The sequence below is a fragment of the Pantoea latae genome (genome assembly GCF_002077695.1).
GTDB lineage: Bacteria > Pseudomonadota > Gammaproteobacteria > Enterobacterales > Enterobacteriaceae > Pantoea > Pantoea latae.
The window spans coordinates 104,021-116,936 of record NZ_MWUE01000005.1 but is presented as its reverse complement, the minus strand read 5'-3'; the positions used below and the strand labels follow the sequence as shown (position 1 = coordinate 116,936).

Below are 12,916 nucleotides of genomic sequence, written 5' to 3'. Positions count from 1 at the left end.
TTATGCTACCCTGTCGCCCGCTTTTCACCGGAGAACCTGCCTGATGACGCTGAACTGGTCGCAAATCGATACCGTGCTGCTGGATATGGACGGCACGCTGCTGGATCTGGCGTTCGACCGTCATTTCTGGCTGGAGCATGTGCCGCTAACGCTGAGCGAAACGCGCGGTATTACACTGGCGGAAGCGGAGTCGCTGATCGCCGGAAAGTACCAGGCGGTGGCGCATACGCTAAACTGGTATTGTCTGGACTACTGGGCAGCGGAGCTGGGGCTGGATATTCGCGCCATGACCTTTGCGAAACGCAGCCTGGCGGCGATGCGCGACGATACCGTGCCGTTTTTGCAGGCGCTGCGTCAGGCGGGAAAACGCACCATCCTGCTGACCAACGCCCATCCGTACAATCTGGATGTCAAACTGGCGCAGACCGGTCTTGCGCCGCACCTTGATTTATTACTTTCCACCCATACCTTTGGGTATCCGAAAGAGGACCCGCGCTTATGGCAGGCGGTGGAGCAGCATACCGGACTTGATCGTCCCCGAACGCTGTTTATTGATGACAACGAGACCATTCTCGACGCCGCGAAAAGCTGGGGCATCGGCTGCTGTTTAGGCGTCAGCAATCCCGACTCCGGGCGTCCCGATCAGGTCTTCCAGCGTCACGCGGCGGTCCGCGATTTTCGCACCCTGTGCCGCGCGCTGGCGTAAACGGGAGCAGCAATGAAAGAGAAAAGCAGCGAAGGCGTGCGCCTCGACAAATGGCTCTGGGCGGCGCGCTTCTACAAAACGCGCTCGCTGGCGCGCGACATGATTGAAGGCGGCAAAGTGCACTACAACGGCCAGCGCAGCAAGCCGAGCAAGCTGGTGGAGCTGGAGGCGGAGCTGACGCTGCGCCAGGGCAACGACGAGCGCACCGTGATTGTTACCGCGCTGAGCGACAAGCGCGGTCCGGCGGAGGTGGCGCAGCAGCTCTACAGCGAAACCGCCGCCAGCATTGAGAAGCGGGAAAAAGTGGCGCTGGCGCGCAAGATGAATGCGCTGACCATGCCACATCCCGATCGCCGCCCCGATAAAAAAGAGCGCCGCGATCTGCTGAAATTTAAATTAACGGGCGACGACCAGGGTTAGCCCCAACGAGAGAAACTTTATGTCTGTACAAGATCAACTGCATCGTTACCTGTTTGAAAATGTGGCCGTGCGCGGCGAGCTGGCGAACGTCAGCCACACCTGGCAGGAAATTATCAAAAACCACGACTATCCGGCACCGGTGCAGACGCTGCTGGGCGAGCTGCTGGTGGCGACCAGCCTGCTGACCGCCACCCTGAAGTTCGACGGCGACATCACGGTACAGCTGCAGGGCGACGGGCCGCTGACGCTGGCGGTGATTAACGGCAATAACCGTCAGGAGCTGCGCGGCGTGGCGCGCGTGAAGGGCGATATTCCGGCGGACGCCACGCTGAAAAGCATGGTCGGCACCGGCTATCTGGCGATCACCATTTCGCCGGAGAAAGGCGAGCGCTATCAGGGCGTGGTCGGCCTGGAAGGCGAAACCCTGGCTGCCTGTCTGGAAGATTACTTTATGCGATCCGAGCAGCTGCCGACGCGCCTGTTTATTCGCACCAATGAAAAAGGCGCGGCGGGCATCCTGCTGCAGGTGCTGCCGGCGCAGGACACCCAGACCGAAGACTTCAACCATCTGGCGACGCTGACGGAAACCGTGAAGAGCGAAGAGCTGATCGATCTGCCGGCCACCGACGTGCTGTGGCGCCTCTATCATCAGGAAGAGGCGACGGTTTTCGATCCGCAGCCGGTAAGCTTTAAGTGCACCTGCTCGCGCGAGCGCTGTGGTGAAGTGCTGAAAACCCTGCCGCAGCATGAGGTTGACGAGATCATCGAAGAGGATGGTCAGGTCGATATGCACTGCGACTACTGCGGCACTCACTACGTCTACGACGCGGTCGATATTGCAGCGATCCGCAAAGGCGGCGCGGAAGGCGAAAGCAGCGACAGCATTCACTGATTTATCATCCCTGGGCGGCGTCGCCGCCCTTTTCCCCTGCCGCGATATCCCCTTAATTTACAAAGTAAAATAACCCGCTTTCGCGAACTTTAGTTTCAAAAGCGGCTCTTTTCGCTCCTTAACGCGCCCTGGTTCGCATTTCTGACGGACAACGCTTTTCCCACAGGCTGAGAAGAGTACACTGCGCGCGATCGTGCATCCGCCCAGCCGCGTGCGGCGCCTGTTGTACGACACCTATAACTATTCGCCTGTGCAGTACCAAAACGATTTAAGGAGCAGTCAATGCGCGTTACCGGCCTGACCTCGCAAGATCTTGCCGCTTTGGGCATCGAGGACACCACCGAAGTGGTTCACAATCCCGATTTCGATACGCTGTTTGCCGAAGAACTTCGTCCTGAGCTGGAAGGTTATGCGCGCGGCACTCTGACGCAAAGCGGCGCCGTCGCGGTCGATACCGGCATTTTTACCGGCCGCTCGCCAAAGGATAAATATATCGTCCGCGATGACACCACCCGCGACACGCTGTGGTGGAACGATCGGGGAACAGGCAAAAACGACAACCAGCCGCTGTCGCCGGAAGTCTGGCAGCAGCTCAAAGCCTGCGTGACGCGCCAGCTCTCCGGCAAGCGCCTGTTCGTGGTGGACGCCTTCTGCGGCGCCAACGCCGATTCACGCCTCAGCGTGCGCTTCGTCACCGAAGTCGCCTGGCAGGCGCACTTCGTCAAAAACATGTTTATTCAGCCGAGTGAAAGCGAACTGGCGGCGTTTAAACCTGACTTCACGGTGCTGAACGGGGCGAAATGCACCAACCCCGACTGGCAGGCGCAGGGGCTGCACTCTGAGAACTTCGTGGCGTTCAACCTGACCGAAAACATGCAGCTGATCGGCGGCACCTGGTACGGCGGCGAGATGAAAAAAGGGCTCTTCGCGGTGATGAACTACCTGCTGCCGCTGCGCGGCATCGCCTCGATGCACTGCTCGGCCAACGTCGGCAAAGCGGGCGACGTCGCGGTGTTCTTCGGTCTTTCCGGCACCGGCAAAACCACTCTCTCCACCGATCCTGAGCGCCAGCTGATCGGCGACGACGAACACGGCTGGGACGACGACGGCGTGTTTAACTTCGAAGGCGGCTGCTACGCCAAGACCATTAAACTCTCCGAGCAGGCCGAGCCGGAGATCTACCGCGCCATCCGCCGCAACGCGCTGCTGGAGAACGTGGTGGTGCGCGAAGACGGCAGCGTCGACTACGACGACGACAGCAAGACGGAAAACACCCGCGTCTCCTATCCGATCGATCACATCGACAATATCGTGCGTCCGGTGTCAAAAGCGGGCCACGCGAAGAAAGTGATTTTCCTCACCGCCGACGCCTTTGGCGTGCTGCCGCCGGTGTCGCGCCTGACGCCTGAGCAGACGCAGTATCACTTCCTGTCTGGCTTTACCGCCAAGCTGGCCGGCACCGAGCGCGGCGTCACCGCGCCGACGCCGACTTTCTCAGCCTGCTTCGGCGCGGCGTTCCTGACGCTCCATCCGACGCAGTATGCCGAGGTGCTGGTGAAGCGCATGCAGGCGGCGGGCGCGCAGGCGTATCTGGTCAATACTGGCTGGAACGGCAGCGGCAAACGCATTTCGCTGAAAAATACGCGCGCCATCATCAACGCGATTCTGGCCGGTGAGCTGGACGATGCGGAAACCGAGACGCTGCCGGTGTTCAACCTGCAGGTGCCGACCGCGCTGGGGCAGCTTGACGCCGCCACGCTCGATCCGCGCAGCAGCTGGGAAAGCAGTGAGAAGTGGCAGGAAGCGGCGCGCGATCTGGCGCAGCGCTTTATCACCAACTTTGAGAAGTACACCGATAACGCGGCAGGCGCCGCGCTGGTCAAAGCGGGCCCGGTGCTGTAACCCGTCGGGCGCGGCTCTCACCGCGCCTGTTTTAGCTCTGCGCCGCGCTGATGCTGCCCGGCGCGCTCTGCTCCGTCAGCGGCAGCCAGGCGCGAATGCGCAGCCCGCCGCGCTCGCTCTCGCCAATCTCCAGCGATCCCTGATGCGCATCGATAATGCGCTGCACAATCGCCAGCCCCAAACCGGTGCCGCTGGTGCTGCGCGCGCTGTCGCCGCGCACAAAGGGCTGCAGCAGATGCGCCAGCTGCTCGGGCTTAATGCCTGGACCGTCATCCTCGACCTGAAACCAGGCGCGATGCAGTTCGCGGCCGCTGCTCACCTTGATCCAGCCGTTGCCGTAGCGCGCCGCGTTCACCACCAGGTTCGCCACCGCGCGCTTGATCGACAGCGGATTGATATTCAGCATCAGCTCTTCCGGCATCACCGCGTTCTCAATCTCCCGCTCGTAGCCGCTTTCCGCCGCCACCACTTCGCCCAGCACGCTGTTGAGATCGGCGCGTTCGGTCTGGATCTCCTGGCCGGTGCGCAGATAGTCGATGAACTGTTCGATGATGGCGTTGCACTCTTCGATATCTTTATTAATCGATTCGGCAAGATAGCCATCCTCTTCGCTCATCATCTCGGTGGCGAGGCGAATGCGCGTCAGCGGCGTGCGCAGGTCGTGGCTGACGCCCGCCATCAGCAGCGTGCGGTCATCCGCCAGCTGCTTGACGCCTGAGGCCATCTGGTTAAAGGCGCGCGTCACCGAACGCACCTCCGACGCACCATACTCGCGCAGCGGCGGCGGAATAATGCCTTTGCCGACCTGCAGCGCCGCGTGTTCGAGATCGACCAGCGGCCGGTTCTGAATACGGATAAACAGCCACGCGCCGCCTATGGCCAGCAGCATAATCGCCAGCGTGTAGCGGAACAGCGGCGAGAAGTCGCCCTGATGGATCTCCGTCAGCGGCACGCGCACCCAGATGTCGGGCGACAGCCAGGTTTTCAGCCACACCACCGGCGAGTTTTTATTGACCTCGACGCGCACGTCGGTCGGCCCGCCAAGCTGCTGGCCCATCTGCTCGCTAAGAAATTCATAGTGCTGCGCCCAGCGCAACCCGCTCTCTTCGGCCGCCGCATTGGTATAGAGCGAAATGCCGAGTTCGCGGTAGATCTCGCGGCGGAACGCAGGCGGCACTTCCAGCTGCGTGCCGTCCTCCAGCTGCAGCCGGTCGGTCATCAACATGCGCACTTCATACGCCAGCACCTTGTTGAACTGCTGCAGGCTGGGAAGAATGGCGAAGTTGAGCACCACCAGATAGGTCGTGACCAGGCTGACGAACAGCAGGGTCACGATCAATAACAGGGTGCGGGCGAACGAACTGCGAGGCGAGAAGCGCAGTCGCCTCATGCTTTAGAACCGTCCGGAACGAACACGTAGCCTAAGCCCCAGACCGTCTGGATATAGCGCGGGTGCGCCGGATCTTCTTCCACCATGCGGCGCAGGCGCGAGATCTGCACGTCGATAGAGCGCTCCATCGCGCTGTATTCGCGTCCGCGCGCCAGGTTCATCAGCTTGTCGCGCGACAGCGGCTCGCGCGGATGGCTGACCAGCGCTTTAAGCACCGCGAATTCACCGCTGGTGAGCGGCATCGGCTCATCTTCGCGGAACATTTCGCGCGTGCCGAGGTTCAGCTTGAACTTGCCGAAGGCGATGACCGCCTCTTCCTGCGAAGGGGCGCCCGGCAGCTCATTGGCCTGACGGCGCAGCACCGCACGGATACGCGCCAACAGTTCGCGCGGGTTAAAAGGCTTGGGAATATAGTCGTCGGCGCCGATTTCCAGCCCGACGATGCGATCCACCTCTTCGCCTTTCGCCGTCACCATAATGATCGGCATCGGGTTGCTCTGGCTGCGCAGACGGCGGCAAATCGACAGGCCATCTTCGCCCGGCAGCATCAGATCCAGCACCATCAGATGAAAGGATTCACGGGTCAGCAGACGATCCATCTGCTCGGCGTTGGCGACGCTGCGCACCTGAAAGCCCTGCTCGGTGAGATAGCGTTCCAGCAGCGCACGTAAACGCATATCATCATCAACGACCAGGATTTTGTAATTCTCTTGCATTTTCTACTCCCAAAGGCGCCATTGCCTGAGCCGATATTGTTAAAAAAAGTTGTCTGTCTGTGACAGTCATTAATGGTTTATATTCTAGCCGAAATTGTTACAAAGCATATTAAACAGGAGCTTATCTTTAATTTTCTCGCTGCGTTAAGTGTAAAATCACATGCTTAAGGGCGCGTTACCTTGCTTACGGCAAATCTGAAAGTCAGCCGCTTTTTCTCGCTATCGCCGGCCGTAAAACCCAGCCGCTTATTAATCAAACTTGCAGATCAAACAGTTAACGCGCAATTTGAGTTTAGCGCGATTCAGCACGCGCCTGCCGTCTGGCAGCAGAAAGCGCCTCAGCCACGCAACAGCATAAAATATCAGCTTCTGCGCGCCGCGCCGCACGCTTCTCTCGGATTAGCGCCAGTTTGCGCATCGTTCAGGCCATTCAAAAATAAAGCACGCTAAATCAATCAGTAAAGCTACCTTTCCGCCCTTTGTGAATTGCACCACACTGCTTGCACTCGCTTCACTACAGGGATAGCAATTATGAAAAAAACGTTGTTAGTGCTGGGTGCGCTGGCCACCCTTAGTCTGAACTCAGTCTGGGCGGCGACCGCGACGGGCGAAGCTGCCGGCGCGCAGGCCTCTACCACTGCGCAGGGCAACTCTAACGCTATCGGCGTCGGCGCCGTGGCGGCGCTGCTCGGCGTGGCGCTGGCGACCGCTGGCGGCGGCGATAAAGGCACCTCTTCTTCCACCACCACCTCAACCGTGGCGGGAAAATAACACTTTTTGCTTTCTGACTTTTTGACCCTGCCCGTTTCGCCACCGGGGAACGCAACAAGGGGTTTTCACCGTTGAAAACCTGTTCCCCGACTCTTTTTTGCCGCGCCCGCTTTGCTTTACACTGCCTGCCTGTTTCTTTCTGAGTCGCTACGCATGAAAACCCGACTGATCACTCGCGAAGGCTTCGATAAGCTGAAGGCCGAACTCGACTATCTCTGGCGCGAAGAGCGTCCCGAAGTCACAAAGAAGGTGACCTGGGCCGCCAGCCTCGGCGATCGCAGCGAAAACGCCGACTACCAGTACAATAAAAAACGGCTGCGCGAAATCGATCGCCGCGTGCGTTATCTGACCAAAAGCCTCGAGTCGCTGCGCATTGTCGACTATTCGCCGCAGCAGGACGGCAAGGTCTTTTTCGGCGCCTGGGTCGAAGTCGAGAATGACGACGGCGAAATAAAACGCTTCCGCATTGTTGGCTACGACGAGATTTTCGGCCGCAAAGATTACATCTCTATCGACTCGCCAATGGCGCGCGCGCTGCTGAAAAAAGAGGTGGGCGACGCGGCGATGGTCGAGACACCGGCGGGTCCGGCGCTCTGGTACGTCAACGCCATTTCCTATCCAGACGCCTGATTCAGAATATCGCTGAAAGCCAGCCGCATCGCTGGCAATTTCACTTTTCAGTCCGTATAACTGTCCCCTGTTTTTTAACCCTGTAAGCAAGACAGAATCGATGATGAAAGATCTCAGCCACATTATTGCCAGTGAGCTGCAGGCGCGTGCGGAGCAAGTTGAAGCCGCCGTGCGTCTGCTGGACGAAGGGAACACCGTGCCGTTTATCGCACGCTATCGTAAAGAGGTGACCGGCGGTCTGGACGATACCCAACTGCGCCAGCTGGAGACGCGTCTCGGCTACCTGCGCGAACTGGAAGAGCGCCGCCAGTCGATTCTGAAATCCATTGCCGATCAGAGCAAACTCACCGACGAACTCGCCGGGGCGATTAACGCCACGCTGAACAAAACCGAACTCGAAGACCTCTACCTGCCCTATAAACTCAAGCGCCGCACCCGCGGTCAGATCGCCATCGAAGCGGGTCTGCAACCGCTGGCCGAGACGCTGTGGCAGGATCCGTCGCAGGATCCCGAGCAGCTGGCCGCGCAGTATGTCGACGCTGACAAAGGCGTTGCCGACGTGCGCGCCGCGCTGGACGGCGCGCGCTATATCCTGATGGAGCGCTTCGCCGAAGACGCCGCGCTGCTGGCGAAGGTGCGCGACTACCTGTGGAAAAATGCGCATCTGGTGTCGCGCGTGGTGGAAGGCAAAGAGCAGGAAGGGGCCAAATTCCGCGACTACTTCGATCATCACGAAGCGCTGCACAGCGTGCCGTCGCACCGCGCGCTGGCGATGCTGCGCGGCCGCAACGAAGGCATTCTGCAGCTTTCGCTGAACGCCGATCCGCAGTTCGACGAGCCGCCGCGCGAAAGCCACGGCGAAACGCTGATCGCCGAGCACCTTAATCTGCGCCTTAACGGCGCGCCGGCCGACGGCTGGCGCAAGGCGGTGGTGAGCTGGACCTGGCGCATTAAAGTGATGCTGCATCTGGAGACGGAGCTGATGGGCACGGTGCGCGAGCGCGCCGAAGATGAAGCGATCAACGTCTTCGCCCGCAACCTGCACGATCTGCTGATGGCGGCCCCGGCGGGTATGCGCGCCACCATGGGCCTCGATCCCGGCCTGCGCACCGGCGTGAAGGTCGCGGTGGTGGACGCCACCGGCAAGCTGGTCGCCACCGACACTATCTATCCGCACACCGGCCAGGCGGCGAAAGCCGCCACCGCGGTCGCCGCGCTCTGCGCGAAACATCAGGTCGAACTGGTGGCGATCGGCAACGGCACCGCCTCGCGCGAGACAGAGCGCTTCTTCCTTGAGGTGCAGAAACAGTATCCGCATGTGACCGCGCAGAAAGTGATCGTCAGCGAAGCGGGCGCCTCGGTCTACTCCGCCTCTGAGCTGGCGGCGCTGGAGTTCCCCAATCTCGACGTTTCGCTGCGCGGCGCCGTCTCTATCGCGCGACGCCTGCAGGATCCGCTGGCGGAGCTGGTGAAGATCGATCCGAAATCGATCGGCGTCGGCCAGTATCAGCACGACGTCAGCCAGAGCCAGCTGGCGAAGAAGCTGGACGCGGTGGTGGAAGACTGCGTGAACGCGGTCGGCGTCGATCTCAATACCGCCTCTGTGCCGCTGCTGACCCGCGTCGCGGGTCTGACGCGCATGATGGCGCAGAATATTGTCAGCTGGCGCGATGAGAACGGCCGCTTCCAGAACCGTCAGCAGTTGCTGAAGGTGAGCCGCCTCGGCCCGAAAGCTTTTGAGCAGTGCGCCGGCTTCCTGCGCATCAACCACGGCGATAACCCGCTCGACGCCTCAACGGTGCATCCGGAAGCCTATCCGGTGGTGGAGCGTATTCTGGCGGCCACCGAGCAGGCGCTAAACGAGCTGATGGGCAATCCCTCCAGCCTGCGCAGCGTGAAAGCGGTGGATTTTACCGACGAGCGCTTCGGCCTGCCGACCGTGACCGACATTATTAAAGAGCTGGAAAAACCGGGCCGCGATCCGCGCCCTGAGTTCAAGACCGCGCAGTTCGCCGAAGGCGTCGAAACCCTGAACGATCTGCTGCCGGGCATGGTGCTGGAAGGCGCGGTGACCAACGTCACCAACTTCGGCGCCTTTGTCGATATCGGCGTGCATCAGGACGGTCTGGTGCATATCTCTTCGCTGTCGGACAAGTTCGTCGAAGATCCGCATCAGGTGGTGAAAGCGGGCGATATCGTGAAGGTCAAAGTGATGGAGGTCGATCTGCCGCGCAAGCGCATCGCGCTGACCATGCGGCTGGATGAGCAGCCAGGCGACAGCAACGCGCGCAGCAGCGGCAACGGCCGCAGCGCGCCGCGCGATAACGCCCGTCCAGCCGGCGGCGCGAAGCCGCGTCCGCGCCAGAGCAGCCAGCCCGCCGGCAACAGCGCGATGGGCGATGCGCTGGCGGCGGCGTTCGGCAAAAAACGCTGACTTAGCCCCACGCGCGCCCGGCTGATTCCGCGCCGGGCGCGCGCAACCACCGCTGCAAAGTTGAAAATCCCCTTCTTAACGCTACGCTGAAAACACGCCTGCATAAAAAACAACCCGGGACGTGGCACCCAATTCGCGATGGAAACGATCACAGCGCTGCTTGATAAAATCTATGCCGACACCTTTCCCCAGGCGGCGCGAGCGCGCTTGCTGAGCCGCATCGCCGCCGCGCGCGACGCGATTAAACTGCCGCGCAAAGCGCACTGGGACGAACAGGACGTGGTGCTGATCACCTACGCCGATCAGTTCCGCGAGACGGACAAGCCGACGCTGCAGAGCTTTTCCCGCTTCTACCAGCAGCATCTGCAGGCCTCCTTTCCGCTGGTGCATCTGCTGCCCTTTTTCCCCTACTCCTCCGACGACGGCTTCTCCGTGATTGATTACCATCAGGTCAATCCGCTGTGCGGCGAGTGGCCCGACGTCGCGCGGCTGCATCAGGAGACGCGCCTGATGTTCGACTTTGTCTGCAACCATATGTCCGCCCACAGCGCCTGGTTCAAACACTATCTGGCGCTCGATCCCGGCTGGGACGACTTCTTTATCAGCATGCCGCCCGCTACCGATCTTAGCGCCGTAACGCGGCCACGCACCTCGCCGCTGCTGACGCCGTTCGAGATGGCCAGCGGCGAAACGCGCTTTATCTGGACCACCTTCAGCGCCGATCAGATCGATCTTAACTTCGGCAATCCCGAGGTGCTGATCCGCATGGTGGAGGTGCTGCTCGACTACCTGCAAAAAGGGGCGGACTACGTGCGCCTCGACGCCGTGGGCTATATGTGGAAAACGCCCGGCACGCGCTGCATCCATCTGGAGAAAACCCATCTGCTGGTGAAGCTGTTTCGCGCCATTGCCGACACGGTCGCGCCCGGCACGGTGATTATCACGGAAACCAACGTGCCGCATAAAGATAACGTCAGCTACTTCGGCGACGGCCATGACGAGGCGCAGATGGTCTACCAGTTCTCTCTGCCGCCGCTGGTGCTGCACGCCATTCACTCTGGCTCAGGACGCGCGCTGCGCCAGTGGGCCGGCGCGCTGGAGCCAGGCAATGGCGGAACCACTTTTTTTAACTTTCTGGCCTCGCACGACGGCATTGGGCTCAATCCGGCGCGCGGCATTCTCTCTGAAGTGGAAATCGTGGCGCTGGTGCGCGACCTGGCGCTGGAAGGGGCGCTGGTTTCCTATAAAAACAACCCGGACGGCACCACCAGCCCTTACGAAATCAACGTCACCTATCTCGATGCCCTTAACCGCCAGCAGGACAGCGACGACACGCGCCTGCGGCGCTTTTTACTGGCTCATGCCATTCTGCTGGCGTTTCCCGGCGTGCCCGCCATCTATATCCAGAGCATTCTCGGATCGCGCAACGACTATGAAGGCGTTAAGGCCGCCGGGCACAACCGCGCCATCAACCGGCAGAAGTTCGATCTGGCGGCGATAGAGGCGGCGCTGGCGCAGAACGACACGCTGCGTCACGCCATCTACACCCGCCTGAGCCAGCTGATCCAGCTGCGCACGCGCCAGTCAGCTTTTCATCCCGATAACCCGATGCGGCTCTATGACAGCGACAATGCGCTGCTGGTGCTGAAGCGCCATGCGCCGCAGCAGCAGGATAACGGGCTGCTGTGCGTGTTCAATCTGAGCGGCAAAAGCGTGGAGACAACGCTGCCGGAGGCGCGCCTTTTTCAGGATATCGTGACGGGAGAGAGAATTGATGGCACCCAGCGGATAACGCTGGATGCCTGGCAGTTTGTCTGGTTAAAAAGCTGATTACTTATAGACTTCTGCGGTGGCGCTGAATTTGCCGTGTTCACGGCCTGCGATCACCAGGAAGTATTTCCCTCCTTTTTCATCAGCCTGTTTAGAAAGCTCGCGCTTGGCGTCCATTGGCGAGGTGGTTTCCGCCGTGGTGTTCACCGTGCCGATCTTCTGAAGATTCATTTTCTTCACTTCTTCTTTGGTCACTTCCTTGGCCGCAAACGCCGAAAACGACACCGCACCCATCACCATCGAAGCGACAACCCATTTCATCACCTTCATTACAGTACCCCTCATTCATTTCCGTTATGTGAGATGTAAGCAGACGCCGAATGCGTCAGGCGAGATGGAACCTCATTATCCTCTCCCTGGACAATTCACATCATGAAGCGGCCATGCTTACCAGGAAAGTATTGTCGCTGCCGGAAAAAATGCCAGCTGCGCGCCGGGTTTAACCGCAAAACTCTCGACTGAAATCAAGAATATGCTGACAGAAGGCGTCAGGATGCGAAATAAACGGCGCGTGCGCGGCTTTCTCCATCACCACGGAAGGCGAAGCGGGCAGCGCCGCGTCGAGCTGCGCGGCGATGCGGCGCGGGACTAGCCCGTCGAGCGCGCCATAGAGACGCAAAAACGGCACGCTGAGCTGCGACAGCCGAGGGCGTAAATCCACCTCACGCAGGATCGCCAGCCCACCGTCCAGCACCTCGACCGGCGGCATCGGCTGCGCCAGCACCACCTCTTTTAAGCGGCGCGCATCCTGACGCGCGCTGTCGGTGCCCAGCGTCTGCAGCGCCAGAAAGCGTTCGACGGTGCGCTGGAAGTCGCTGTTGAGCTGCGCCCGAAAGGTTTCCAGCGTTTCTGGCTTAATGCCCGGCCATGACTCGCTGGCGGTAAAACAGGGCGACGAGGCGACGCTGATCAATCCCGCGACCTGCTGTGGCACGCGCAGCGCCAGCTCGGTCGCCACCAGCCCGCCCAGTGACCAGCCCAGCAGCAGCGCGCGGGCGGGCAAATGCGGCAGCAGCTGTTGCGCCATCTCCTCCAGCGACAGCGCGCCGGCTCGCCGGCTGCGGCCATAGCCCGGCAGATCGACCAGGTGCAGGCGAAAATGCGGGCTAAGTCGCGGCACAATGCTTTGCCACACTTCGGCGTTCAGCCCCCATCCGTGCAGCAGCACAAGATCCACATTCCCTTCTCCGCAGGTGTGCCAGTAAAGCGAGGTCATCAGTTACTA

General features: G+C 60.6%; 12 protein-coding genes. 8 read left to right on the top strand and 4 right to left on the bottom strand.

Features of this window, described 5'->3' with window-relative positions; translation table 11 throughout:
- The first annotated feature begins 43 nt into the window (after positions 1–43).
- The 4 genes from yrfG to pckA all read left to right on the top strand — a co-directional run bounded on the left by yrfG (position 44) and on the right by pckA (position 3,920).
- Positions 44–706 carry a GMP/IMP nucleotidase gene (gene yrfG / locus B2J69_RS03790; protein ID WP_081136565.1) on the top strand — a complete coding sequence of 221 codons (663 nt, stop codon included), beginning with the start codon at positions 44–46 and terminating at the stop codon, positions 704–706.
- Positions 707–718: 12 nt separating this feature from the next.
- A complete protein-coding gene (hslR, locus tag B2J69_RS03785; protein WP_081136563.1) occupies positions 719–1,126 on the top strand; it encodes a ribosome-associated heat shock protein Hsp15 in 408 nt (135 codons plus the stop codon).
- Positions 1,127–1,145: 19 nt separating this feature from the next.
- Positions 1,146–2,018: an Hsp33 family molecular chaperone HslO gene (gene hslO / locus B2J69_RS03780; RefSeq protein ID WP_081136561.1), complete on the top strand. Its 873-nt coding sequence runs from the start codon at positions 1,146–1,148 to the stop codon at positions 2,016–2,018.
- Between the two features lie 282 nt (positions 2,019–2,300).
- The gene (gene pckA, locus B2J69_RS03775) at positions 2,301–3,920 is read left to right on the top strand and encodes a phosphoenolpyruvate carboxykinase (ATP) (protein WP_081136559.1); all 1,620 of its coding nucleotides are present in this window, start codon (positions 2,301–2,303) and stop codon (positions 3,918–3,920) included.
- Positions 3,921–3,951: 31 nt separating this feature from the next.
- On the opposite strand, the gene envZ is transcribed toward pckA, so the two are convergent.
- Both envZ and ompR read right to left on the bottom strand, forming a co-directional pair.
- On the bottom strand, positions 3,952–5,310 hold the full coding sequence (envZ, locus tag B2J69_RS03770; RefSeq protein ID WP_081136557.1) for a two-component system sensor histidine kinase EnvZ: 1,359 nt from the start codon (positions 5,308–5,310) through the stop codon (positions 3,952–3,954).
- Positions 5,307–6,026 (bottom strand): osmolarity response regulator transcription factor OmpR, encoded by a 720-nt coding sequence (gene ompR, locus B2J69_RS03765; RefSeq protein WP_001157751.1) that lies wholly within the window; start codon positions 6,024–6,026, stop codon positions 5,307–5,309. Before ompR ends, envZ begins: the two co-directional genes overlap by 4 nt.
- Before the next feature lie 531 nt (positions 6,027–6,557).
- Between ompR and yjbE the strand changes: the two genes are divergently transcribed.
- The 4 genes from yjbE (at position 6,558) to B2J69_RS03745 (ending at position 11,691) form a co-directional block, all read left to right on the top strand.
- Positions 6,558–6,797 (top strand): exopolysaccharide production protein YjbE, encoded by a 240-nt coding sequence (gene yjbE / locus B2J69_RS03760; RefSeq protein WP_081136555.1) that lies wholly within the window; start codon positions 6,558–6,560, stop codon positions 6,795–6,797.
- A gap of 153 nt (positions 6,798–6,950) precedes the next feature.
- On the top strand, positions 6,951–7,427 hold the full coding sequence (greB, locus tag B2J69_RS03755; RefSeq protein ID WP_081136553.1) for a transcription elongation factor GreB: 477 nt from the start codon (positions 6,951–6,953) through the stop codon (positions 7,425–7,427).
- 100 nt (positions 7,428–7,527) lie between these two features.
- On the top strand, positions 7,528–9,861 hold the full coding sequence (locus tag B2J69_RS03750) for a Tex family protein (protein WP_081136551.1): 2,334 nt from the start codon (positions 7,528–7,530) through the stop codon (positions 9,859–9,861).
- A 138-nt stretch (positions 9,862–9,999) separates the two neighbouring features.
- On the top strand, positions 10,000–11,691 hold the full coding sequence (locus tag B2J69_RS03745; RefSeq protein WP_081136549.1) for an alpha-amylase family glycosyl hydrolase: 1,692 nt from the start codon (positions 10,000–10,002) through the stop codon (positions 11,689–11,691).
- Here B2J69_RS03745 and B2J69_RS03740 read toward each other — a convergent pair whose 3' ends face one another.
- Positions 11,692–11,961, bottom strand: coding sequence for a YdgH/BhsA/McbA-like domain containing protein (locus tag B2J69_RS03740; protein WP_081136547.1), 270 nt, complete (start codon positions 11,959–11,961; stop codon positions 11,692–11,694).
- A 169-nt stretch (positions 11,962–12,130) separates the two neighbouring features.
- The gene (bioH, locus tag B2J69_RS03735; RefSeq protein ID WP_081136545.1) at positions 12,131–12,907 is read right to left on the bottom strand and encodes a pimeloyl-ACP methyl ester esterase BioH; all 777 of its coding nucleotides are present in this window, start codon (positions 12,905–12,907) and stop codon (positions 12,131–12,133) included.
- Positions 12,908–12,916 lie beyond the last annotated feature (9 nt).